The following is a 24,600-nucleotide window of genomic DNA, read 5'->3' as shown; positions in this document are numbered from 1 at the left end:
AAAGACGAAAATGCCCAGCAGTTAAGCGCCGGGCATTTAAATTCAGAAATCAGATTAAGAGCGTTCTTTGGTGTGGCCAGTTTTGGAGATGATATTAAACACCTCGCCCAGCCCATAGATCATACCCAAAATCACTGCCATCACCACGGGCACCATGACCACGGCAAAGACCAGACTTTTCAATAGTTCTAACATGCCAGCCTCTCATTACTGCTTATTGAGCGATAACCTAGGTTACCACAAGAACCACCATCTATCATTTACTGTAAATCATATCAGCAATGAATGAATCCTGTTATTTTAACTAACCGTAAAAAATTGTAACCTGCCAAACGTGCGATCTGTCTATAAACAGTTAGTTAGAGCACGATACGCCTTTCCCGCTGGAGCAAAAAATATGCAGGCAGAAATCCTACTTACCTTAAAACTTCAGCAACGGCTGTTTGCTGATCCCCGCCGCATTGCATTGCTAAAGCAGATACAGCACACAGGCTCTATCAGTCAGGGAGCCAAACTCGCCGGTATTAGCTATAAAAGTGCTTGGGATGCCATCAATGAGATGAATACCTTGGCTGAAGAAATACTGGTGGAGCGGGCAACGGGCGGCAAAGGCGGCGGCGGTGCACATCTGACCCGTTATGGTGAGCGCTTAATCCAACTTTATGATTTATTGGCGAAAATTCAACAAAAAGCGTTCGATACGCTGAAAGAAGATTCGATGCCACTCGATAGTTTACTGGCCGCCATCTCCCGTTTCTCGCTGCAAACCAGCGCCCGTAACCAATTTTTCGGCACCGTGATTGAGCGCGACCACCAGCAGGTTCAACAACACGTCAATATCCTGCTGTCAGATGGCAAGACCCGGTTATCCGCAGCCGTCACCCAACAGAGTGCCGATCGGCTGCAACTGTCAGCGGGCAAAGAGGTGTTGGCGCTGATAAAAGCGCCGTGGGTAAAGCTGGTCACCGACCAGGCACTGGCCGGGGCAGCAGATAACTCGCTCGCAGGCACGGTTGCCAGTATCGAACCGGGTCATGATCATAGCGAAGTGATGGTGACTTTAACGGGCGGAGCCAGCCTCTGTTCGACGCAAAACAACAGCGAATTACACCAATTGAATTTACGCATGGGTAGCCCTGTTATTGCTCAGTTCAATGCTGATCGCGTCATTATCGCGACACTTTGCTGAATAATTTAGTTCAGTGATTAACTGTTAGCCTAGCATCGCTTATTGACATTACTGCCCTTTCCGCTTATCCCTAACACTCTTATTGTGTTGCAAAATGTGGGAAGGGTGATGTCTGAGTTGCATATATCGCAAGGTTGTTTTCGCCTGAGTGACACCCGGACACTCATCGTGCCAGAGTTATCTCTCTCTTTTACTGATGCAAGGTTGCCGGGAGACCCGCCGCAATCCGGTAATAGCTGGGCATTTGTCGGGGCCAATGGCAGCGGAAAATCAGCACTGGCTAAAGCATTATCCGGAGAACTGACCCTATTAAGCGGCAGCCGTCAGAGTGATTTTCAGCATACCGTACGCTTGTCATTCGAACAGCTCCAGCAGCTCGTCAGCGAAGAGTGGCAGCGCAATAACACCGACCTGCTCAGCGCGGATGAGGATGATACCGGGCGCACCACCGCTGAAATCATTCAGGAAGAGCACCGCGATCCGCAGCGCTGCCAGCAGTTAGCCGAGCAATTTGGTATTAGCCAACTACTCTCGCGCCGCTTTAAATACCTCTCGACCGGCGAAACCCGCAAAACGCTGTTGTGTCGCGCACTCATGTCACAACCGGATCTGCTGATTCTGGATGAACCCTTCGATGGGCTGGATGTTGCCGCCCGTGCACAGCTCGCGGGCAGGTTATCCACCCTTGCTGCGCAAGGTGTCACACTGGTTTTGGTCCTGAATCGCTTCGATGATATCCCTGATTTTGTGCAGTATGTCGGCGTGCTGGCGGACTGCCATCTGACCCATACCGGCCCACGCCAACAGATTTTGTCCGAAGCCCTGATTGCTCAACTGGCACACAGTGAAAATCTGGATGGCTTGTCACTCCCCGAAACAGAACATCCGCAGCAACAGATAACATTACCGAGAGATAAGCCGCTGATTATCTTGCGCAATGGGGTGGTGGAGTACAATGACCGCCCTATTCTGCACAACCTGAGTTGGCAGGTGAATCCCGGCGAGCACTGGCAAATTATCGGCCAGAACGGCGCGGGAAAATCCACCCTGCTCAGCCTGATCACCGGCGATCACCCGCAAGGCTACAGCAATGATTTGACACTGTTTGGCCGCCGCCGAGGCAGTGGCGAAACCATCTGGGATATCAAGCGCCATATTGGCTATGTCAGCAGCAGCCTGCACTTGGACTATCGAGTCAGCTCCAGCTTGCGTAATGTCATTTTGTCCGGCTTTTTCGATTCTATTGGTATTTATCAGGCCGTATCTGATCGCCAACAACAGTTAGCTGATGAATGGCTGGCCCTGTTGGGCTTCTCTGCCACCGCCGCCAATCAGCCCTTCCACAGTTTATCTTGGGGACAACAACGGCTGGCATTGATTGCGCGGGCGCTGGTTAAACATCCGGCGCTGCTGATTCTTGATGAGCCATTGCAGGGTTTAGATCCGCTTAACCGCCTGTTAGTCCGCCGTTTTATTGATGTGATGATCGGCGAGGGGGAGACACAACTCCTGTTCGTCTCTCACCACGCGGAGGATGCACCAGAGTGCATTACCCACCGTTTGACCTTTATTCCCGATGGCGATATTTATCACTATCGTCAGGAGATTTTACCCCGCTAAATCGCCTATGTTACCATTCCCACCTTCAGCCATTTCCCACCGTCAGCGATCATCCACGCTAACGGTGGAGAACGGACTATTTTTCGGTTGAACATCATTCAACTATAAAGGGATTATTTATGTGGGGTGTACTTGCGGCGTCGCTGCTTTTTCTATCCATTAACCGGGGGCTGGCCCTGTTTCTCTTGGCCACTTCACTGTCGATGGCCTTTTATCACGGTGTTCTGACACTGCCCTCAGCCGCCTTCTTGTTGGTGACCCTGATCGTTGCGCTGCTGCTGAATAAATATCGTTCGCATAAATGGTTGGCTATCGGGCTGGAAATTATGCTGGTATTGGCCTCCATCGCGCTGTTCCTGCATCTGGTGCCCGGTTTTAACAATCTGAAAGTGCTGGATAAAGTCACGGTAGGGCCGCTCAGCGCACCTTTCAGCATGTACTACAACCTCGATAAGGCGTTACTCCCCTTTATCTTGCTGGCTTGCCTACCCACCCTGTTTGTCGCCAAAAAACATCCCTCCATGGGCCGAATGGGCTGGGTTGTATTGATTGTCAGTATGCCCGCACTGCTGCTGCTCGCCACCGCCTTGGGTGGCCTGAAGATTGAGTTGCACACCCCGGCATGGATTGGCTCCTTTATCATCGCCAATGTCTTTTTTGTCTGTTTGGCTGAAGAAGCGCTGTTCCGTGGCTATTTGCAGCAGCGTTTGAGCCAGTGGTTGGGGAGCTATCCGGCACTGATTCTCACCGCCCTGCTCTTTGGTGCGGCACATTTTGCGGGTGGCCCACTCTTGATGGTATTCGCCACACTAGCAGGGCTGATTTACGGCTTGGCATGGCTGTGGAGCGGTCGTTTATGGGTGGCAGTGGCATTTCATTTCGCGTTTAATTTGCTGCATTTATTGTTCTTCACCTATCCACTTTATCTGCCGCACTAACCTCTATTGGCGGCGTTTCCCCTGACCCGATGCGAGCTTTCGCTGCCGCATCGGGTCACGACATCCGAGCAGGACATTCCTGCTGAATTGATGGATGGGAACGCTACCACTTCAGTTATCATTGTCACGACCGAGATTTTTGTGATTTTTTGCCTATCCTTGTTCATTCCGCTGTTTTTATGCTCCGACAGAGAATAAGCTTGGATAAAATTGAGTGTAAACGATTCCATTATTGAGCGCAGATCACCTTTTTGCCGATAATGGCGTGCTATCTTTCTTAGACCAAAGTCATTCGAGGAGTCTTTTATGTACGTTCTGGTAACAGGTGGTAGCGGTTACATTGGTAGCCATACCTGTGTGCAATTGATTGAAGCAGGCTATAAGCCAGTCATCCTCGACAACCTTTGTAACAGCAAATCCAGCGTATTAGCTCGGATAAACAGCCTGACCGGCTACACCCCTGAACTGTATCAGGGTGACGTCCGTGATCGCGCACTGCTCGACAAAATCTTTGCGGCTCATCCTATTCATGCCGTTATTCATTTTGCAGGCCTGAAAGCCGTGGGTGAGTCGGTCAGTAAGCCATTGGAATATTACGATAATAATGTCTATGGCACCTTAGTCTTGCTGGAGGCGATGCGCGAGGCGCAGGTCAAAAACTTTATCTTCAGCTCATCCGCCACTGTCTATGGCGACCAGCCGAAAATTCCTTACGTCGAAAGCTTCCCAACTGGCTCCCCCTCCAGCCCCTATGGCCAGAGTAAATTGATGGTTGAGCAGATCCTGCGAGATGTGCAACTGGCTGATCCACAATGGAATATGACGATTCTGCGCTATTTCAATCCGGTTGGTGCCCATCCGTCAGGGCTGATGGGTGAAGACCCACAAGGCATCCCGAATAACCTGATGCCATTTATTGCTCAGGTGGCCGTGGGCCGCCGTGAATCACTGGCGATATTTGGTAATGACTACCCCACCGCCGATGGCACCGGGGTGCGGGATTACATTCATGTGGTCGATTTAGCCGATGGCCATGTGGCGGCGATGAAAAAACTGCACAATCAGCCCGGCGTGCATATTTTCAATCTGGGTGCCGGTATCGGCAGCAGTGTTTTACAAGTGGTTGAGGCGTTCAGCAAAGCCTGTGGCAAACCGCTGGCCTACCATTTTGCTCCCCGTCGCGAGGGCGATTTACCCGCTTACTGGGCAGACTCGACCAAAGCAGCAGCAGAGTTGGGCTGGCGCACCAGCCGCTCACTGGACGAAATGGCAGCCGACACTTGGCGCTGGCAATCCAACAATCCGCAGGGCTATCCCGATTAAGGTATTGTTATGACTGATTTTAACCCTGTGGATCATCCACATCGCAGATATAACCCACTGAGTGATCAGTGGGTGTTGGTATCGCCCCACAGGGCCAAGCGCCCGTGGCAAGGCCAGCAAGAAGCCCCCGCGACTGAGAGCTTACCAGCGCACGATCCTGATTGCTTCTTATGCCCCGGCAACACGCGGGTGACGGGCGACGTCAATCCTGACTACCCCTCCACCTATGTGTTTACCAATGACTTTGCCGCACTGATGCCCGATACCCCCGATGCGCCGCAGAGCGAAGACCCGCTGATGCGCAGCCAAAGCGCCCGTGGCACCAGCCGGGTCATCTGCTTCTCACCGGATCACAGTAAAACACTGCCACAACTGACACTGCCCGCGCTGGAGGACGTGATTCAGACTTGGCAACAACAGAGTACCGAGTTGGGTAAAATTTACCCGTGGGTTCAAGTGTTTGAGAATAAAGGCGCGGCAATGGGCTGCTCGAATCCCCATCCCCACGGGCAGATTTGGGCCAATAGCTTCTTGCCGAATGAAGCCGCACGGGAAGACCGCCTACAGCGGGACTACTTTCAGCAGCATCAGTCGCCGATGCTACTCGACTATGCCGAGCGTGAGCGCCGTGACGGCAGCAGAACCGTGGTTGAAACCGAGCACTGGTTAGCCGTTGTGCCCTACTGGGCGGCATGGCCCTTTGAAACCTTGTTGCTGCCAAAAGCACAGATATTGCGCTTAGACGATATCTCGGCGGCACAGCGCACCGATCTGGCTATCGCGCTGAAAAAACTGACCAGCCGCTACGACAATCTATTCTCGTGCTCCTTCCCGTATTCAATGGGGTGGCATGGCGCGCCCTATGATGCAGAAAACAGTAATAGAGAAAACAGCGCGCATTGGCAGTTGCATGCTCACTTTTACCCACCATTACTGCGCTCGGCGTCGGTACGTAAATTTATGGTGGGTTATGAGATGCTGGCCGAAACCCAGCGCGACCTGACAGCAGAGCAGGCGGCTGAACTCCTGCGGGCAGTCAGTGATGTTCATTATCGTGAAGCCGGAGTCAAATAATGAGTTTAAAACAGCATACCCAGGCTATTTTCCGCCAACAGTTTAACCGCGACGCGGACATCACTATCAAAGCGCCGGGCCGCGTCAATCTCATTGGCGAACACACCGATTATAACGACGGTTTTGTGCTGCCCTGCGCCATTGATTATGAAACCGTGATCAGTTGCGGTAAGCGCGATGATCGTCAAATTCGGGTGATTGCGGCTGATTATGACAACCAGCAGGATATTTTCTCGCTGGATGCCCCCATCGTCCCACACCCTGAATACCGCTGGGCAGATTACGTGCGCGGCGTAGTGAAACATCTGCAACTACGCGATACCAATTTCGGTGGCGCAGATTTGGTTATCAGTGGCAATGTGCCACAGGGCGCGGGCCTCAGCTCATCGGCGTCATTGGAAGTGGCGGTCGGTCAGGCGCTGCAATCACTCTACCAGTTGCCGCTCAGTGGCGTAGAGCTGGCCCTGAATGGGCAAGAGGCAGAGAACCAGTTTGTCGGCTGTAACTGCGGCATTATGGATCAGTTGATCTCCGCACTGGGCCAGCAAGATCATGCGCTGTTGATCGATTGCCGCACTCTGGAAACCCGCGCGGTGTCGATGCCAGACAAGGTCGCGGTAGTGATTATCAACTCCAATGTGAAGCGGGGGTTGGTGGATAGCGAATACAACACGCGCCGCCAGCAGTGTGAAACCGCCGCCCGCTTCTTTGGGGTCAAAGCGCTACGTGACGTCGATCCTAACCTGTTCTTCTCCATTCAGGATGAGCTAGACCCGGTGGTGGCAAAACGCGCTCGCCATGTGATTACTGAAAATGAGCGCACACTAGCGGCTGCTGATGCGCTAGCCTGCGGCGATTTGAAGTTGATGGGGCAATTGATGCAGGAGTCTCACATTTCGATGCGTGATGATTTCGAGATCACAGTTCCGCCGATCGATAGCTTGGTGGATATTGTTAAATCAGTGATTGGGGAGCAAGGTGGTGTTCGTATGACTGGCGGTGGCTTTGGTGGCTGTATTGTCGCGCTGATGCCCACCTCGCTGGTCGAGCAAGTTCGAGCCACCGTCGCGCGGGAGTATCCGGCACATAGCGGCGGCAGGACAGAAACTTTCTACGTATGTCAGGCTTCACAAGGAGCGGGTTTATGCTGAAAAACGACGCTGCATCACCCAGCAGTGTTAACCAGTTAGCACCGGATGGTCAGCCCTTTGAATTGACCGAATTGCACAATAAATCAGGCATGAGTGTGACACTGATGGATTGGGGCGCGACTTGGCTTTCGGCAATACTGCCGCTGCAAGGGGGCGAAAAGCGTGAGTTGCTGCTGGGCTGCCAAACCCCCGCTGACTACCTGCATCAAGGGGCTTACCTTGGAGCCACGGTTGGCCGCTACGCGAATCGTATTGCTAACGCGCAAATTAAGGTGGAGGGTGAAACGATCCAATTGATACCCAATCAAGGCCCTCACCAGCTCCATGGAGGCCCAGAAGGGTTTCATGCCCGTCGCTGGCAAAAAGTTAAGCAGGATGAAAAGCGGGTAACCTACCAACTGTATTCGCCGGAGGGTGATCAGGGTTTTCCCGGCAATCTGACTGCTGAAGTGCAATATCTGTTAACCGAAGATAATCGGTTAGAGATTCACTATCAGGCGCAAGTGGATAAAACCTGCCCCGTGAATCTGACCAATCATGCTTACTTCAATCTGGATGGCGAAGGGCGTGATGTTCGGGCACATCGTTTACAGCTATTTGCGGACCGCTACTTGCCGGTCGATAGTGATGGCATCCCCACCAGCGGGCTGGCGAACGTTGAGAAAACCGGCATGGACTTCCGTCAGCCGAAGACACTGGCGCGCGACTTCCTGCAAGACCGCTGCCAACAGCGGGTAAAGGGTTATGACCATGCTTATTTGCTGCATCGGACCTGTGGTGCCACGGAAAGCCCAGCGGCACATTTGTGGTCATCCGACAATCGGGTACAAATGAGTGTCTATACCACAGCACCGGCCTTGCAGCTGTATAGCGGCAATTTCTTGGGTGGAACGCCATCGCGAAATGGCGGAACCTATGCCAGCTATACCGGTGTTGCACTGGAAAGTGAATTCCTGCCGGATAGCCCGAATCACCCCGAATGGCCACAACCTGATTGCTGGTTAAAACCGGGGAAAACCTATCGCGCCACCACCGTTTATCATTTTATCGCCTTGTAACTTTTTTTATAGGCGGCCGCCGACTACGCTTAATGGCATCTGTCTGGCGGCCGTACTGCGCTGCTGCCCGCCCTTTCAGACCTCCACATTTTTTATCAGCGCTTAAATAAAGGGAACTCATATGCGTCTAACTACCTTATGGTTGATCTCCGCAAGCTTATTGCTGAGTGCCAATGTGATGGCGGCAGATACGGCTAAAACGCCCTCACCCGCTCAAGCTGCGCAACAGCAAAAAATGACCGATTGTAATCAGCAGGCAGCGACGAAATCACTGAAAGGGGATGAGCGAAAGACGTTTATGAGCCAATGCCTGAAAGCGAAACCTGTGCCGGATAAAAAAGCACTGACGCCACAACAGCAGAAGATGAAAAGCTGTAATGCCGATGCCGCAACCAAGGCGTTAAAAGGCGATGAGCGCAAAACCTTTATGAGCGCTTGCCTGAAGAAAGCGGCCTAATCTCCCCCTCAGATAACACTTTCTAACCCCCTTCTTCCATCAGGCCGAAGGGGGGATAAATGCCCGCATAAATGAGTGGGTGATAGATTTCGCCGAATCGATTCAACTCATGGTCTTACGTTAACGTAAAAAATTGGTTATGGTTAAACACAAACGATTGCTGTTAGCGGCAATCCGGCAATATAATGATGATAATAGTTATCATTGAATCATTTGAGGAGTTCGAACTATGGCAGTAACAAAGCTGGTTCTGGTACGTCACGGCGAAAGTCAATGGAACAACGAAAACCGTTTCACCGGTTGGTATGACGTTGATTTGTCAGAGAAAGGCCGTACTGAAGCAAAAGCAGCGGGCAAGCTGTTAAAAGACGAAGGCTTCGCTTTTGATTTCGCTTACACCTCAGTGCTTAAACGCGCTATCCACACTTTGTGGAGCATTCTGGATGAGTTGGATCAAGCTTGGCTGCCAACAGAAAAAACCTGGAAGCTGAATGAGCGTCATTACGGCGCGCTGCAAGGTTTGGATAAATCAGAAACTGCGGCTAAATACGGCGATGACCAAGTTAAATTGTGGCGTCGCGGCTTTGCTATCACGCCTCCAGCACTGGACAAAAGTGATGAGCGCTTCCCTGGCCATGACCCACGTTATGCAAAATTAACCGATGCTGAGCTGCCAACCACTGAAAGTTTGGCACTGACCATCGACCGCGTTATCCCTTACTGGGAAGAGGTTATCAAACCACGTATTGCCAGCGGTGAGCGCGTTATCATCGCGGCCCACGGTAACTCTCTGCGTGCTTTGGTAAAATATCTGGATGATCTGAATGAAGAAGAGATTCTTGAGCTGAACATCCCAACAGGCGTGCCATTAGTGTATGAGTTTGATGAAAACTTCAAACCTATCAAACACTACTATCTGGGCAACGCTGAAGAGATCGCGGCTAAAGCCGCTGCGGTTGCCAATCAGGGTAAAGCCAAGTAATCCTCCCTGATTAGCACCATAAAAAACCCCCGTTCATCATGGATGCCGGGGGTTTTTATTTGCCTGCTGCTCATCATCTGCGCAGGCAATTTGTTTGGATGCAGTTGCGCTTACTGACGACGAGCCTTCACCGCGTTAGCCAACTGACGCAGTAAAACTTCCGTATCTTCCCAGCCAATACAGGCATCAGTGACACTTTTGCCGTAAGTCAGTGGTTCGCCACTCTCCAGATTCTGATTCCCTTCCACCAAATGGCTCTCAATCATCACGCCCATGATGGATTTTTCACCCTGAGCAATCTGACGGCAGACGTCAGTACCGACTTCCATCTGCTTTTTGAATTGTTTGCTGCTGTTAGCATGGCTGAAATCAATCATTATCTGTGGTTCGAGGCCCGCTTTGCTTAGCCCTTCTTTAACTTCGGCAACATGGGCGCTGCTGTAGTTTGGCTCTTTACCGCCACGCAAAATGATATGGCAATCGTCGTTACCGGCAGTATTCACAATGGCTGAGTGACCCCATTTGGTCACTGACAGGAAGCAGTGTGGCGCACTGGCGGCATTGATTGCATCAATGGCAACTTTAATCGTGCCATCCGTGCCATTCTTAAATCCAACCGGACAAGAGAGGCCAGAAGCCAGCTCACGGTGAACCTGAGATTCCGTGGTACGTGCGCCAATAGCTCCCCAGCTCATCAGGTCGGCCAAATACTGCGGGGTGATCATATCCAGAAACTCACCCGCTGCCGGTAAGCCGCTATCGTTAATATCCAGCAGCAACTTACGCGCGATACGCAAACCGTCATTAATGTCGTAGCTACCATCCATGTGCGGATCGTTAATCAGACCTTTCCAGCCCACCGTGGTACGCGGTTTTTCAAAATAGACCCGCATCACCACTTCCAGCTCGCCTTCCAGCTCTTCACGCAGCGCCAGCAAACGGGTCGCATACTCTTTTGCTGCCTGAGTATCATGAATCGAGCATGGGCCAATCACCACCAAGAGGCGGTCATCATTAGCACGCAAGATATTGTGAATCGCTGTGCGGGTCTTGGATACGGTTTCAGCTGCATTTTTGCTGGCAGGAAACTTCTCTAACAGGGCAACAGGGGGCAGGAGTTCCTTAATTTCATTAATCCGTAGGTCATCATTCAGGTAATTCATAGCTCTTCCATTAAGTCTTGTGACGATCATCGCACAACGTCTATCTGTACCAATATAGTTGGACCAATTTAGCTGCTGAATTGAACGCTGTAAATCTACTTTGTCGCTTTACATGTTGAACACAGATTAACCTTGCTTAAAGCCAGTTAACCAAACTCGCTCCTAAGACCTATACTCAACTGCAAATTTTATCAGTGCAGTTAATTCACGGCTTGAATCAAATCCTGCCGGAGTTAACATAAAAAGCTGTTCTGGCGCACATTTCATCATGATCAAAGGATAACCATGGCGGCATCTTCACTTTTCCCACAAGACAGCAATAGCAAACGGCTGCTGATCGCCTTCGTAGTGACCACCCTGTTTATGGTGCTAGAAGCCATTGGTGGCTGGCTATCCGGTTCGCTGGCGCTCTTGGCGGATGCGGGGCATATGCTGACTGACTCGGCCGCATTATTCATCGCGTTGATGGCAGTCCATTTTTCGCAGCGAAAACCGGACTCTCGCCACACTTTTGGCTATTTGCGGCTCACCACCTTGGCCGCGTTTGTGAACGCAGCCGCATTGGTCTTGATCGTCATATTGATTGTCTGGGAGGCGGTCCAACGCTTCGTCTCCCCCCATGAAGTCATGGGCGGGCCAATGTTAATCATCGCCATCGCCGGGCTATTGGCGAATATCTTCTGCTTCTGGATACTGCATCGGGGCGGGGAAGATAAAAATATCAATGTGCGAGCTGCGGCTTTACATGTGTTGGGCGATTTATTGGGTTCAGTCGGGGCTATCGTGGCTGCTATCGTCATTCTGACCACGGGCTGGACGCCAATTGATCCTATTTTGTCTGTATTGGTGTCGGCATTGGTCTTACGCAGCGCTTGGCGGCTGCTGGAGGAGAGCTTCCACGAATTGCTGGAAGGCGCACCGCAGGAGATTGATATCGCGAAACTGCGCAAAGATTTATGTGCTGATATCTATGAAGTGAGGGATGTCCATCACGTTCACCTATGGCAAGTGGGTGACCAGCGCCTTATGACACTCCATGTGCAGGTGATCCCCCCGAGGGATAATGATGAATTGCTGCAACGTATTCAGCACCATTTATTGCATCACTACAATATTGGTCATGCCACCATTCAAATGGAATATCAAGGCTGCGCAACACCCGATTGCTCGATTAATCAGGCCGCCCCAGTAGGAGAGCATCACCACCATCATCACTGACAAAAAATAGTCAGGCCGCAGGTTCCACACTGAGATACCGACGGCCTGATTTATGCTGCTAACTAACACTAGTGAACTGAAATATTACTCACCTTGGACTGACAGCGGACGTGAATGATTTCGCGCCGCACTCTTAATCCACAACCACGAACCATTCAGGGCAATCAGCGTCAGTATCACGTACTCCAGCGCCATGGCGTATACCCCTTGATAGGCGAATATCGCGACACTGATCACGTCAATCACGACCCAAATCAACCAGTTTTCAACGTACTTACGGGTCATCAGGATCATCGCTACAATGGACAAGACCATCATGGTAGAGTCCCAGAATGGGAAGGCATCAGGCTGCAACTCAGGCATTTGTACATTCGCGCCTAGACTCTGCATCACTGTCACCGCCACACGGGTCAACCAAGCAAATACACTGTCAATATGCAGTGTCATCAAGGCGATACCGACCACACAGACTAACGCCCAGCCTAACGCCTTGGGCAAAGATAACCAACGAATCTTCAACTCTGCCTGATTATCGGGCGTCTGCTTGCTCCAGGCGTACCAACCATAAATATTGGCGACGAAGAAAAACAGTTGTAAGAGTAAACTGGCATAGAGCTGAATCTGGAAGAAAATCACCGCGAACAGTGTCACGTTAATCAACCCAAACAGATAGTTGATGATTTTCTCTTTGCTGGCAAACCAGATACACAGCAGGCCAAACAGCGTCCCAATCGCCTCTATCCATGAAAGGTCATAACCGCCGGCACCCAGCGGAATGTGCACCAATATGTTGCCTGTACTGAAGAAGTCCATTTGGCATCCTTAGAATAAGTGTTAAGGCTATTAAATTGAATTCACAACTCAGGCATTGCCTTTGATCTGCAACTTCAACTGATTAGCAAAATCTAACATGCGATTTAGCGGTATCAGCGCCTGCTGACGCAACTCTTCATCAACATGTATCTCATGCATCACCCCGCCCTGCTCCAGCCCTTCAGCAATGGCTCTGAGGCCATTCATCGCCATCCACGGACAATGGGCACATGTTCTACATGTCGCGCCTTCACCTGCGGTCGGCGCTTCGAATAGCTCTTTATCCGGGCAAGCCTGCTGCATCTTGTAAAAAATACCGCGATCCGTCGCCACGATCAGTTTCTGCTGTGGCAAGGTTTTTGCCGCCTGAATCAGTTGGCTGGTTGAGCCAACAGCATCAGCCATATCGACGATCGCCTGAGGCGACTCTGGGTGGACCAGCACCGCCGCGTCAGGATGCAGTGCTTTCATGCGGGCCAGTGCCTGAGTTTTAAACTCGTCATGGACGATACAAGCCCCTTGCCAGCACAAGATATCTGCACCGCTCTTCTTCTGCACATAGTTGCCCAAATGGCGATCCGGTGCCCAGATGATCTTCTCACCCAAGCTATCGAGGTGCTCGATTAACTCAACAGCAATACTGGAGGTGACTACCCAGTCAGCTCGGGCTTTTACGGCCGCAGACGTATTAGCGTAGACCACCACAGTACGGTCTGGGTGGCTATCACAGAAGGCGGTAAACTCATCAATCGGGCAACCTAAATCCAGCGAGCACTCTGCATTCAGGGTTGGCATTAATACTTGCTTTTCTGGGTTGAGAATTTTGGCGGTCTCACCCATAAAGCGCACGCCCGCGACCAGTAAGGTCGAGGCCGGATGGGTATTACCAAATCGCGCCATTTCGAGGGAATCCGCGACACAACCACCGGTCTCTTCTGCCAGTGCTTGAATTTCGGGATCGGTATAATAGTGAGCGACTAACACCGCATCGCGTTGCTTCAGCAGTGTTTTGATTTTCTCACGGTAAAAGGCTTTTTCATCCGCATCCAGAGGGACTGGCCGTGGAGGGAAAGGGTAAATAGCCGCATTCACATCAAAAATTTCGCTCATCACTCACATCTCTGTTGCCAATCATCTCGACGCGACCAACCATTGTTAGCTGCCAGCAGAATTGGTTTGTTTTTTATCCTAAACAAAATAACCAATATTTAGCGAAAAGTCGCCCAATATTGTCTGATAATGGCAAAAATGTTTAATAGAGTTAAAAACGAGGAGGGAAATGGAATGTTTGAAGAGAGGGAAAAATATTATAGAGGTGATGTTTGGGTGTTGGTAGTAAGAATAGCGACTAGGGTTTGAGAAAATTATGATTAGGAGAAATATCGGGGGATATGAACATAATGGTGGGTCGTGCGGGATGACTCGTCCTGCGGACTCGCCCTTCGGGTCAACGCTAACGCGTTGCTGTCTCGCTTCGCTCGGCTCGAACCTGCGACCAATTGATTAAAAGCCAACTGCTTTACCAATTGAGCTAACAGCTCATTTTGAGTTTACTGCTTAATGATGATTTGGTGTTCTTCATGAGGGATTGCTGCAGTGGGACATAATGGTGGGTCGTGCGGGATTCGAACCTGCGACCAATTGATTAAAAGTCAACTGCTCTACCAACTGAGCTAACGACCCATTATGTATTTACTGCTTAATGACAATTCGGTGTTCGTCGTGCGGGATAACTGTGGTGCGACATAATGGTGGGTCGTGCGGGATTCGAACCTGCGACCAATTGATTAAAAGTCAACTGCTCTACCAACTGAGCTAACGACCCATTATGTATTTACTGCTTAATGGTAATTCGGTGTTCGTGGTGCGGAATAACTGTGGTGCGACATAATGGTGGGTCGTGCGGGATTCGAACCTGCGACCAATTGATTAAAAGTCAACTGCTCTACCAACTGAGCTAACGACCCATTATGTATTATTACTTGATGACAACGCGGAGTCTGTCGTGCGGAACTGCTCGTCTTGCAAAGGTAATGGTGGGTCGTGCGGGATTCGAACCTGCGACCAATTGATTAAAAGTCAACTGCTCTACCAACTGAGCTAACGACCCATTACCGGTACTACTGACGATAATTTCCTGCTGCTTTAACGTTTTACAAGTTGTCTTGGCAACGGCGGCATATATTACTAATTTATCTTCACAGTGCAACTTAAATTTCTGTTGAAGCGTTTAACTGCTTGTTCTTCGCTCGCCAAAGCCCAGGAATTAGTCAATATGACCAATTCCTGGACTCGAAAAAGGCTAAAGAGCAGATAAACGTTTCTGTGCCTGTTTAGCAGCATCAGTATTAGGATATTGCTTGATCACTTGCTGATAAACCGCCTTCGCTTTATCGCTTTGGCCTTTATCCTGCATGATCACCCCAACTTTAAACATCGCTTCTGAACTTTTTGGAGACTTTGGATAATTTTTTACTACAACAGCGTAATAATATGCAGCATCGTCTTTCTTACCTTTGTTGTAATACAACTGCCCTAGCCAATAGTTGGCATTAGGCTGGTAAGTCGACTTTGGGTACTGTTTCACAAAACCTTGGAAAGCAGTGATCGCTTGATCATACTGTTTTTTCTCAAGAGCCAAAGAAACAGCTGCATTGTAATCGCTGTTTTCATCACCAGTACTGGCCGCAGGAGCTGCTGTAGCCGCTGCGGTGGCAGTATCAGAGCTTCCAGCTGCTGCATTCGCTGACGCAGCTGCATCAGCCGCAGGAGCTGCTGTTGAAGCCCCCTGACCACCACTCAGACTATCCATCTGCTGGTAGATCTGTTTCTGCCGCTCAACAATTTGATTGAGCTGGTACTGATTTTCTTGGATCTGACCGCGTAAACTATCAACATCGCGTTGCGAATCAGACAGTTGTTGCTGAAGTTGAGTTAATAGTTGGCTGTGAGCGTTAGAAATACGCTCAAGTTGAGTGACCCGATCTTCTACCGAGCCGGAGCCGACATTACTGATTGGCGCTTGGGCAGTAGCGGCCCATGGGACCGCTACGCCAACCAGTAACGACAGACCCACCAAGTGACGTCTGAAGTTACTGTTCATGCGATTCTCTTAGTAAACCAGAACTGCACGACGGTTTTTAGCGAACGCTGCTTCGTCATGGCCCAGTACTGCTGGTTTCTCTTTACCGTAAGAAACGATAGAGATCTGGTCAGCAGAAACGCCTTTACCTTGCAGATACATCTTCACTGCATTAGCACGACGCTCGCCCAACGCGATGTTGTATTCTGGCGTACCGCGTTCATCCGCGTGGCCTTCAACAACAACTTTGTAAGATGGGTTGCTACGCAGGAATGCAGCGTGTGCATCCAGCATTTGAGCGAAGTCAGAACCGATATCGTATTTATCGAAACCGAAGTAAACGATATTGTTCTTTTGCAGTTCTTGCATCTGAAGACGCGCTTGCTCTTCGGAAGACAGGTTGCTGCCATTTTCTGTACCAGTGCCAGCGCCCATGCCAGATTGGTCATTATTTGCGCTTTTGTTAGAACTACACGCAGCTACAGCCAGAACTGGCAAAGCCAACATTAGCCCTTTTAGCACTTTGTTCAGTTGCATCTCTTTGATCCTTTTATAGTTTGCCATACATACGTATTTACACATGCATCACAGATACGGCGACCAGGCAGGAAATTTGACCTGTCCATCAGTTGCCGGAAGACGCGCTTTGAAACGCCCATCAGTCGAGACCAGCTGTAACACGGCTCCCAGCCCTTGTGTCGAGCTATAGATAACCATGGTGCCGTTAGGCGCGATACTAGGCGTTTCATCCAGGAACGTGTCCGTTAAGACTTGAACGGCTCCCGTTACTAGATCCTGTTTGGCGATGTGTTGCGCCCCACCATTGGAACTAACCAATACCAGGAACTTACCATCAGGACTCACATCTGCGTTCTGGTTCTGAGAACCTTCCCACGTGATTCGCTGTGGCGCACCGCCATTAATATTCACTTTATACACTTGTGGACGACCGCCCTGATCCGAGGTATAAGCCAGATTTTGGCTATCCGGGAACCAGCTTGGTTCAGTGTTATTGCTACGGCCATCAGTAACCTGACTGATTTGGCCAGAACCTAAGTCCATAACATACAAGTTCAGGCTACCGCTTTTAGATAAAGCGAAGGCCAACTTAGTCCCGTCCGGTGAGAAGGCTGGTGCACCGTTATGACGTGGGAATGAAGCCACTTGTCTAATTGCACCATTAGCCAGCGTCTGAATAACCAGTGCTGATTTGCCACTCTCGAATGTTACATAAGCAATTTTGCTACCATCTGGAGACCAGGCTGGTGACATCAAAGGTTGAGGAGAACGGTGAACCACAAACTGGTTGTAGCCATCGTAATCAGAAACCCGCAATTCGTGTGGGAACTTGCCGCCATTCGTTTGCACGACATAAGCAATACGGGTACGGAAAGCACCTTTAATCCCGGTCAGTTTTTCAAAGACTTCATCGCTGGCAGTATGCGCTGCATAACGTAACCATTGTTTGGTTACTTTATACTGATTTTGCGCCAAAACGCTACCTGCAGCACCAGAAGTATCGACTAACTGGTAAGAAACGACATAACTGCCATCGGCACTCGGTTGAACCTGACCAACAACAACAGCATCAATACCCAATGCAGTCCAAGCCGCAGGTGTGACTTCAGCCGCAGTAGAAGGCTGCTGTGGCATGCGAGCTGCGTCAATCGGGTTAAACTTGCCACTGTTACGTAAATCTGCGCCAACAATAGCGCCAATCTCTTCCGGTGGTGTGCCCGGCCCCATCCATTTGAATGGAACGACCCCAATTGGACGCGCAGAGTCTACCCCTTGGGTAATCTCAATTCGAACTTCTGCGTGTAATACCGACGCCCATAAAACTAAAAAGCCTAGCGCTACTCGAAATGCCTGCTTCATCTTGTCTCCCTTACCCGAGCGGGATGCCCGCGATAATTAGCAGAATTTTAACAAACCAATGCAAACAAAACTACATAATCCATGGTCGATTAACAAAGTTATACCCCAGTCAATCAAACCTTATTGAGGCTTAAATACAAGCGGAGCATTCTTAAACACCTCATAAACATCCGAACTTGGAGGTTTAGGTATTTTAGCCAGTTTTGCAGCAGCAATCGCAGCCTGACAGAGTGCTGGGTCGCCGCCTTCCTCTTTAACATCAATTAATAGACCATCTGGTGCTAATTTAATTCGCAGATTACAGGTACGGCCTTTGTAAAGATCCGCATCGTAAAATTTACTTTGGATGGCAGCAGTGACCTGGCCCAGATAGCCGCTGATATCACCCGCTGACGCCCCACTCTTCTTACCTCCGCCTTTACCCGCGGCGGCGGCACCTGCACCAGAACCACTTTTTGGTGCATTTTTGGAGTTAGCTAAACCGCCAAACAAATCATCTACGTCTGTTGCAGCAGCGGCAGCTTCTGCGGCGGCTTTTTTCTTAGCATCCGCAGCAGCCGCTTTTTTAGCATCAGCGGCGGCCTTTTTCTCAGCATCTGCGGCAGCTTTCTTTTCTGCCGCATCGGTTGCCGCTTTCTCAGCAGCTTCTGCGGCTTTCTTCGCATCCGCATCGGCTTGCTTCTTCGCCGCAGCCGCTACAGCAGCCTCTTTTTTGGCTTCAGCTTCCGCTTTTTTCTGCGCGTCAGCCTGCGCTTTCACGATTTTGTCCGCTTCTGCTTTGGCTTGAGCAGCGGCAGCCTCAGCTTGTTTCTGTTCTTCTTTCGCTTTTGCAGCAGCGGCGGCAGCAACTTTCTGTTGCTCGGCGGCCTGTTTTTGCTGTTCAGCTGCTTGTTTTTTCTGTTCTTCAGTCGCCTGTTTCGCATCTTCTTGCGCTTGCAGACGTTCTTTTTCCAATTCTTTCAGGCGCTGCTGCTCTGTAGCCTGTTTTTGTTGTAACTCTTCCGCTTGTTGCTCGGCTTTCTTCTGGCGTTGCTGCTCTGCGCGTTTAGCATCCGTCTGCTGCTGTTGCTGACGGTTATACTGTTCTGTTACCGCGCCCGGATCGACCATGACGGCGTCGATAACTTCGCCGCCAGCACCGCCGCCGCCCATTTCAGTCGTCTGCGTCAGAGAGCCCCAAATCAACAGGGCAATCAATACGATATGTAGAACCACCGAAACTATAATGGCGCGATTCAGCTTATCATTTTGCTCGGTTGCCTTACCCACGCTCGATTTCCACACTCGATGTCCGCGCTCTATTTCTAAAAAACGGAACTGCTAAAAACAGGGTATCTACTGACTGGATTCACTATCAATCCCGCCAATATCAACGCAAATTTATATCGGTTGAGTCATTAAGCCCACCGACGTAACGCCAGCCTGATGCAGCATATTCAGCGCCTTGATGATCTCATCATAGGGAACCTCTTTCGCGCCGCCAATCAGGAATACGGTTTTCGGATTCGATTTCAATCTTGCCTGAGCCTCTGCCACCACTTGTTCTGAGGGCAGTTGCTCCATCCGCTGGTGATCAATAACCAGCGAATATTGCCCTACACCTGACACTTCGACAATCACGGGTGGATTATCATCGCTAGAGACAGTTTTTGAATCCGTCGCATCAGGGAGGTCCACTTCAACGCTTTGCGTGATAATCGGCGCTGTCGCCATAAAAATCAGCAATAGCACCAGCAACACGTCAAGCAAGGGAACAATGTTAATTTCAGACTTAAGCTCGCGACGTTTACGACCACGTACTCGCGCCATACAACCCCCTACTTATTTGCTATCGGCGCTGGCAAAAGCCTGACGATGCAGAATAGCGATGAACTCTTCCATGAAGTTGTCATAGTTTTGTTCAAGTTTATTCACGCGCTGATTCAGACGGTTATATGCCATAACAGCAGGGATTGCCGCAAACAGACCGATCGCCGTAGCAATTAGTGCTTCAGCAATACCTGGTGCGACCATCTGCAATGTTGCCTGCTTTACTGCACCCAGAGAAATAAAGGCGTGCATAATCCCCCATACTGTACCAAACAGGCCGATATACGGGCTGATGGAACCGACAGTACCGAGGAAAGGAATATGGGTTTCCAGCGCTTCTAATTCGCGGTTCATTGAGATGCGCATCGCACGGGAAGCGCCGTCAATCACGGCCTCAGGTGCATGACTGTTTGCACGATGCAAACGGGCGAACTCTTTAAAACCAGAATGGAAGATCTGCTCGGAGCCGCCAAGTGTATCGCGGCGGGCCTGACTTTCCTGATACAGGCGAGACAACTCAATGCCGGACCAAAATTTATCTTCGAAAGCTTCTGCATCGCGGGTAGCAGCATTCAGAATACGCGTTCGTTGAATGATGATCGCCCATGAAGCAATAGAAAAGCCCATCAGAACCAGCATGATAAGCTTAACAAATAGGCTTGCCTGCAGGAATAAATCCAGAATGTTCATGTCAGCCACTACTTAAACTCCGCGACAATAGACTTAGGAAGCGCTCTTGGCTTCATTTGGTGTGGATCGATACATGCGATCAATACTTCTGCACTACTCAGAAGATTGCCATGTGAGTCGAGAATTCGTTGAGCAAACGTGAGAGAAGCCCCACGCATTGCGGTAATTTCACTCTGAACTTCCAGCATATCATCTAGACGTGCAGGAGCCAGATATTCTACCGTCATGCGGCGGACAGCGAAAGCGACATGCTCACTGAGCAATTGCTGCTGGTGGAAATTGCGTTGGCGCAACATTTCTGTGCGCGCCCTTTCGTAAAAGGCAACGTAGCGTGCATGGTAAACCACGCCACCAGCATCGGTGTCTTCAAAATAGACACGTACCGGCCATCGAAACAACGTATTACTCACTCTACTTCCCAGTAATGCAATTAACGGAGACACTATACTGAAGAGCGTTACGCTTTGGAATCACTTGCGAGAATAGAACGAAAATAATTATGGGCCGGGAGGCCCATAAGGAGAGATTTTGTGCAGATTAGGCGATATAGATTCAGATTAAGCGAAAAAGTAGAATAATCCCGCGCCCAAGATCACAATTGCTGGAAGTGGTGAGAAAAAAGCGCGTAACCACACCCGCTTAGGGCGAAAACCGACGCCATGAATCACACCAGTACACACTGCCCACACGATAAACACCTCTTGCCAGACTTCAAGTGAGCTGGTAGCCGCCGCGAAACGCGAAGGGTCCCAAAACACACAAAAAGCCACAGCAAATGCGAGCAGCAGTGAAAGAGCCCTGAGCGGGCCCTTATCCATTAACGCGTATAACTTATCGGACAACATCATCTTCGCCATTATTAGCAGCTTTTGCTGCTGCATTGGCTTCACTCTGCTCCAGCGCCAGAGCAGTAATGATACCAAAGGAGCAGGCCAGAAGTGTCCCTAGAATCCAGGCAAAATACCACATGCTTTATGCTCCTTAGTACAGTGAATGCTTGTTGTTTTCGATAAAGTCTTTATCAATGCGCCCGAACATTTTGTAGTAGCACCAACTGGTGTACAGCAAGATGAGCGGAACAAAGATGATCGCAACAATGGTCATCACTTTCAGCGTCAACAGGCTAGATGTCGCATCCCACATTGTCAGGCTGACATTAGGTACTGTGCTTGACGGCATAACGAACGGGAACATGGTGACCCCAGCAGTCAAAATCACACAGGCAATAGTCAGTGATGAGAACAGGAAGGCCCAAGCCCCTTTTTCAAAGCGCGACAGCAAGACAGTAAACAGTGGCAGAATTACCCCAAGAGCCGGCAGCGCCCACAGGCTTGGGTACTTGTTGAAGTTAATCAACCATGCCCCTGCCTGATGTGCAACTTCTTTGCGCATCGGGTTAGATTGAGCAGCTGTATCCAGCGCTGAGGTAATAACAAAACCATCAATGCCATTAACTAACCAGATCCCGGCCAACAGGAAGGCAATTGCCATCACCAAGGCTGAAATCTGCGCCGCAGCACGAGAGCGCAGATGCAACTCACCACGGGTACGCATTTGCAGGTAAGTTGCCCCTTGCGTGACCAGCATGGTTAAGCTGACAACACCAGCCAGTAGGCCAAACGGGTTCAGCAACTGGAAGAAGCTCCCAGTGTAGAACAGGCGCATGTAGCTATCCATGTGGAACGGCACGCCTTGTAGCAAGTTACCGAACGCCACACCGAACACCACAGCAGGCACGAAGCTGCCCACAAAAATGCCCCAATCCCACATGTTGCGCCAGCGGTTATCTTCCAGCTTGGAGCGGTAGTCGAAACCGACCGGACGGAAGAATAAGGCAGCCAACACCAGAATCATCGCGATATAGAAGCCGGAGAATGCGGCGGCATACACCATTGGCCAGGCCGCAAACAGCGCCCCACCCGCAGTGATCAACCAAACCTGATTACCGTCCCAGTGAGGGGCAATCGAGTTAATCATAATACGACGTTCTGTATCATTTTTACCGATGATACGCAGCAGGATACCGACACCCATATCGAAACCATCGGTAACTGCGAAACCAATCAGCAGCACACCGATCAGCAGCCACCAGATAAATCGTAATACTTCATAATCAAACATAAGTGGACTCCTGTTTACCGTGCTTCCTGCACTGGTGCAGTCGGCTGTTCAAAATGATAGCGGCCCGTTTTCAGGCTGCTAGGCCCAAGGCGCGCAAATTTGAACATCAGGTACATTTCTGCAACCAGGAACAGCGTGTACAGACCGCAAATCAGCCCCATTGAGAATAGGATATCCCCAGCAGTCACGGATGAGTTTGCAATCGCTGTTGGTAGCACTTCACCGATGGCCCATGGTTGACGGCCATACTCCGCCACAAACCAACCTGCTTCTACTGCAATCCACGGCAACGGAATACCGAATAATGCGGCACGCAGTAACCATTTTTTCTCACCAATCCGACCACGAACCACATTATAGAAGGACAGGCCGATGATAATTAACATCAGGAAGCCACAGGCAACCATGATGCGGAAGGCAAAGTAGAGCGGCAGAACGCGTGGAATGGAGTCTTGTGCTGCTAACTGAATTTGCTCTTCAGTCGCATCAGTCACATTTTCCGTATAGCGTTTTAGTAATAAACCGTAGCCCAGATCTTGCTTAGCTTTACTGAAGGCTTCACGCACAGCAGGATCCGTATTACCGGCACGTAATTTTTCTAACAGGCTATAAGCCTGAATGCCATTGCGGATACGCACTTCATGTTGAGACATCAAATCACGCAAGCCGATAACTGGGGTGTCCAGTGAACGGGTCGCGATAATGCCCAGCGCGAATGGAATCTGAACAGCAAAGCGGTTCTCCATCGTCTCCTGATTAGGGATCGCAAACAGCGTAAAAGCAGCTGGAGGCGGTTGGGTTTCCCATTCTGCTTCAATGGCAGCCAGTTTGGTTTTCTGCACGTCACCCATCTCATAACCGGATTCATCACCCAGCACGATAACAGACAGCACGGCAGCCATACCAAAGCTCGCAGCAATCGCGAAAGAGCGCTTGGCGAACGGAATATCACGGCCTTTCAACAGATAGTAGGAGCTGATACCCAGAACAAACATCGCACCGGTAACATAACCTGCCGCCACAGTGTGAACGAATTTCACCTGAGCAACAGGGTTCAGAACCAGTTCTGAGAAGCTCAGCATTTCCATACGCATGGTTTCAAAGTTGAAATCAGAGGCAATCGGGTTTTGCATCCAACCGTTGGCAACCAAGATCCACAGCGCAGAGAAGTTAGAACCTAATGCAACCAGCCAAGTTACGGCCAAATGTTGGTGTTTACTCAGACGATCCCAACCGAAGAAGAACAGACCGACGAAAGTAGATTCCAGGAAGAACGCCATTAAACCTTCGATTGCCAGTGGGGCACCGAAAATATCGCCGACGTAATGTGAGAAATATGACCAGTTAGTCCCGAACTGGAACTCCATAGTCAAACCAGTAGCAACCCCTAGCGCAAAGTTAATAGCAAATAACTTGCCCCAGAATTTGGTCATATCTTTATAGATTTGTTTACCGGACAGCACATAAACCGATTCCATAATTGCCAACAAAAACGCCATACCCAGCGTTAGTGGGACAAATAAGAAATGGTACATTGCCGTTAAGGCAAACTGTAACCGTGACAGTTCGACAATATCAAACATCTTGACTCCTTGCTCCTCGCAGGAAGACTCCGACTTGCGGCAACTCAACTTCCCTATAGGCCGGAAGTCTCATAAAACCCCGCAGTGAATGCCCAAAAAAACACAACAAAAATAACAATATCAACTACCCAGTATTACACCGTGGTAATAGTACGCTTCTAATCCCACACAATAAATAGGATTTTACGTGACCCAGCGTTGAGTTCTGGATACAGGTCAACAAATAGGCCATTTGCCCATTATGCCGTAGTTTGATCTAGAACAATTTAAGCGTATAAGAACATTATTGCCATATTCAAAAGTTGATTTAGCACAATTAATTATTTTTCATGTTAATTAAAAGTTCGATTGTTTTTATATAATCCCGAACTGTTAATAAAATGTAATTTTATGGTTTATTTAATGCGTTATTACTTCGTTATTATGCGATCTAGATTAACTTTTAAAATAG

The 24,600-nt window shown here is 49.9% G+C and carries 25 protein-coding genes, 4 tRNA genes and 1 other RNA gene; 10 read left to right on the top strand and 20 right to left on the bottom strand.

The features are described from left to right. Positions 1-54 precede the first annotated feature (54 nt). A complete protein-coding gene (locus HRD69_RS11760; RefSeq protein WP_004877266.1) occupies positions 55-195 on the bottom strand; it encodes an AcrZ family multidrug efflux pump-associated protein in 141 nt (46 codons plus the stop codon). 202 nt (positions 196-397) lie between these two features. On the opposite strand from HRD69_RS11760, the gene modE reads away from it, so the two are divergent. From modE to gpmA, 9 genes are all read left to right on the top strand, one after another. Next, the gene (gene modE, locus HRD69_RS11755) at positions 398-1,189 is read left to right on the top strand and encodes a molybdenum-dependent transcriptional regulator (RefSeq protein WP_004877267.1); all 792 of its coding nucleotides are present in this window, start codon (positions 398-400) and stop codon (positions 1,187-1,189) included. Between the two features lie 108 nt (positions 1,190-1,297). Further along, the gene (modF, locus tag HRD69_RS11750; protein WP_032815393.1) at positions 1,298-2,809 is read left to right on the top strand and encodes a molybdate ABC transporter ATP-binding protein ModF; all 1,512 of its coding nucleotides are present in this window, start codon (positions 1,298-1,300) and stop codon (positions 2,807-2,809) included. A gap of 119 nt (positions 2,810-2,928) precedes the next feature. Beyond that, positions 2,929-3,747, top strand: coding sequence for a CPBP family intramembrane glutamic endopeptidase (locus tag HRD69_RS11745; protein WP_004877272.1), 819 nt, complete (start codon positions 2,929-2,931; stop codon positions 3,745-3,747). A 306-nt stretch (positions 3,748-4,053) separates the two neighbouring features. After that, positions 4,054-5,070, top strand: coding sequence for a UDP-glucose 4-epimerase GalE (gene galE, locus HRD69_RS11740; protein ID WP_004877274.1), 1,017 nt, complete (start codon positions 4,054-4,056; stop codon positions 5,068-5,070). A gap of 9 nt (positions 5,071-5,079) precedes the next feature. Further along, the gene (gene galT, locus HRD69_RS11735; protein WP_032815395.1) at positions 5,080-6,144 is read left to right on the top strand and encodes a galactose-1-phosphate uridylyltransferase; all 1,065 of its coding nucleotides are present in this window, start codon (positions 5,080-5,082) and stop codon (positions 6,142-6,144) included. Next, positions 6,144-7,295, top strand: coding sequence for a galactokinase (galK, locus tag HRD69_RS11730; protein ID WP_004877276.1), 1,152 nt, complete (start codon positions 6,144-6,146; stop codon positions 7,293-7,295). The genes galT and galK overlap by 1 nt, the downstream gene beginning before the upstream one ends. Then, a complete protein-coding gene (galM, locus tag HRD69_RS11725) occupies positions 7,289-8,353 on the top strand; it encodes a galactose-1-epimerase (RefSeq protein WP_032815396.1) in 1,065 nt (354 codons plus the stop codon). The genes galK and galM overlap by 7 nt, the downstream gene beginning before the upstream one ends. Before the next feature lie 121 nt (positions 8,354-8,474). After that, positions 8,475-8,810 carry a PsiF family protein gene (locus tag HRD69_RS11720; RefSeq protein ID WP_032815397.1) on the top strand — a complete coding sequence of 112 codons (336 nt, stop codon included), beginning with the start codon at positions 8,475-8,477 and terminating at the stop codon, positions 8,808-8,810. A 229-nt stretch (positions 8,811-9,039) separates the two neighbouring features. Beyond that, positions 9,040-9,792, top strand: coding sequence for a 2,3-diphosphoglycerate-dependent phosphoglycerate mutase (gene gpmA, locus HRD69_RS11715; RefSeq protein WP_004877283.1), 753 nt, complete (start codon positions 9,040-9,042; stop codon positions 9,790-9,792). Positions 9,793-9,902: 110 nt separating this feature from the next. On the opposite strand, the gene aroG is transcribed toward gpmA, so the two are convergent. Then, a complete protein-coding gene (gene aroG / locus HRD69_RS11710; protein WP_004877284.1) occupies positions 9,903-10,955 on the bottom strand; it encodes a 3-deoxy-7-phosphoheptulonate synthase AroG in 1,053 nt (350 codons plus the stop codon). A gap of 285 nt (positions 10,956-11,240) precedes the next feature. Between aroG and zitB the strand changes: the two genes are divergently transcribed. Continuing rightward, positions 11,241-12,173, top strand: a complete 933-nt coding sequence (gene zitB, locus HRD69_RS11705) for a CDF family zinc transporter ZitB (RefSeq protein WP_004877286.1) — start codon at positions 11,241-11,243, stop codon at positions 12,171-12,173. Between the two features lie 84 nt (positions 12,174-12,257). On the opposite strand, the gene pnuC is transcribed toward zitB, so the two are convergent. The 18 genes from pnuC to cydA all read right to left on the bottom strand — a co-directional run bounded on the left by pnuC (position 12,258) and on the right by cydA (position 24,149). Further along, positions 12,258-12,986: a nicotinamide riboside transporter PnuC gene (pnuC, locus tag HRD69_RS11700; protein WP_004877289.1), complete on the bottom strand. Its 729-nt coding sequence runs from the start codon at positions 12,984-12,986 to the stop codon at positions 12,258-12,260. A 48-nt stretch (positions 12,987-13,034) separates the two neighbouring features. Continuing rightward, complete coding sequence (nadA, locus tag HRD69_RS11695; RefSeq protein ID WP_004877290.1) at positions 13,035-14,096, bottom strand: quinolinate synthase NadA; 1,062 nt, start codon at positions 14,094-14,096, stop codon at positions 13,035-13,037. Between the two features lie 291 nt (positions 14,097-14,387). After that, positions 14,388-14,517: non-coding RNA, RtT sRNA (locus tag HRD69_RS11690), on the bottom strand. A 76-nt stretch (positions 14,518-14,593) separates the two neighbouring features. After that, positions 14,594-14,669, bottom strand: a tRNA-Lys gene (locus HRD69_RS11685). Positions 14,670-14,735: 66 nt separating this feature from the next. After that, a tRNA-Lys gene (locus tag HRD69_RS11680) sits at positions 14,736-14,811 on the bottom strand. A 66-nt stretch (positions 14,812-14,877) separates the two neighbouring features. Beyond that, positions 14,878-14,953, bottom strand: a tRNA-Lys gene (locus HRD69_RS11675). A gap of 67 nt (positions 14,954-15,020) precedes the next feature. Next, a tRNA-Lys gene (locus HRD69_RS11670) sits at positions 15,021-15,096 on the bottom strand. A 192-nt stretch (positions 15,097-15,288) separates the two neighbouring features. Then, complete coding sequence (gene cpoB, locus HRD69_RS11665; protein ID WP_032814724.1) at positions 15,289-16,089, bottom strand: cell division protein CpoB; 801 nt, start codon at positions 16,087-16,089, stop codon at positions 15,289-15,291. 9 nt (positions 16,090-16,098) lie between these two features. Beyond that, positions 16,099-16,605 (bottom strand): peptidoglycan-associated lipoprotein Pal, encoded by a 507-nt coding sequence (gene pal / locus HRD69_RS11660; protein ID WP_005278500.1) that lies wholly within the window; start codon positions 16,603-16,605, stop codon positions 16,099-16,101. A 48-nt stretch (positions 16,606-16,653) separates the two neighbouring features. Continuing rightward, positions 16,654-17,946: a Tol-Pal system beta propeller repeat protein TolB gene (gene tolB / locus HRD69_RS11655; RefSeq protein WP_032814727.1), complete on the bottom strand. Its 1,293-nt coding sequence runs from the start codon at positions 17,944-17,946 to the stop codon at positions 16,654-16,656. A 120-nt stretch (positions 17,947-18,066) separates the two neighbouring features. Continuing rightward, positions 18,067-19,215: a cell envelope integrity protein TolA gene (tolA, locus tag HRD69_RS11650; protein WP_004875582.1), complete on the bottom strand. Its 1,149-nt coding sequence runs from the start codon at positions 19,213-19,215 to the stop codon at positions 18,067-18,069. 111 nt (positions 19,216-19,326) lie between these two features. Continuing rightward, positions 19,327-19,755 (bottom strand): colicin uptake protein TolR, encoded by a 429-nt coding sequence (tolR, locus tag HRD69_RS11645; protein WP_004393306.1) that lies wholly within the window; start codon positions 19,753-19,755, stop codon positions 19,327-19,329. 12 nt (positions 19,756-19,767) lie between these two features. Next, the gene (gene tolQ, locus HRD69_RS11640; protein ID WP_004715787.1) at positions 19,768-20,454 is read right to left on the bottom strand and encodes a Tol-Pal system protein TolQ; all 687 of its coding nucleotides are present in this window, start codon (positions 20,452-20,454) and stop codon (positions 19,768-19,770) included. Continuing rightward, positions 20,454-20,855, bottom strand: a complete 402-nt coding sequence (ybgC, locus tag HRD69_RS11635) for a tol-pal system-associated acyl-CoA thioesterase (protein ID WP_005165498.1) — start codon at positions 20,853-20,855, stop codon at positions 20,454-20,456. Before ybgC ends, tolQ begins: the two co-directional genes overlap by 1 nt. 147 nt (positions 20,856-21,002) lie before the next feature. Next, positions 21,003-21,290, bottom strand: coding sequence for a cyd operon protein YbgE (gene ybgE, locus HRD69_RS11630; RefSeq protein WP_172666808.1), 288 nt, complete (start codon positions 21,288-21,290; stop codon positions 21,003-21,005). Then, positions 21,277-21,414: a cytochrome bd-I oxidase subunit CydX gene (cydX, locus tag HRD69_RS11625; RefSeq protein WP_004393309.1), complete on the bottom strand. Its 138-nt coding sequence runs from the start codon at positions 21,412-21,414 to the stop codon at positions 21,277-21,279. The genes ybgE and cydX overlap by 14 nt, the downstream gene beginning before the upstream one ends. Before the next feature lie 12 nt (positions 21,415-21,426). Further along, the gene (gene cydB / locus HRD69_RS11620; RefSeq protein WP_004875584.1) at positions 21,427-22,566 is read right to left on the bottom strand and encodes a cytochrome d ubiquinol oxidase subunit II; all 1,140 of its coding nucleotides are present in this window, start codon (positions 22,564-22,566) and stop codon (positions 21,427-21,429) included. Positions 22,567-22,580: 14 nt separating this feature from the next. Then, on the bottom strand, positions 22,581-24,149 hold the full coding sequence (gene cydA, locus HRD69_RS11615; RefSeq protein ID WP_004875585.1) for a cytochrome ubiquinol oxidase subunit I: 1,569 nt from the start codon (positions 24,147-24,149) through the stop codon (positions 22,581-22,583). Positions 24,150-24,600: the final 451 nt, after the last annotated feature.

The organism is Yersinia mollaretii ATCC 43969 (assembly GCF_013282725.1).
Taxonomy (GTDB): Bacteria; Pseudomonadota; Gammaproteobacteria; order Enterobacterales; family Enterobacteriaceae; genus Yersinia; species Yersinia mollaretii.
Note: the sequence above shows the minus strand (reverse complement) of the source record. Positions and strands in the feature narration are given on the sequence as shown.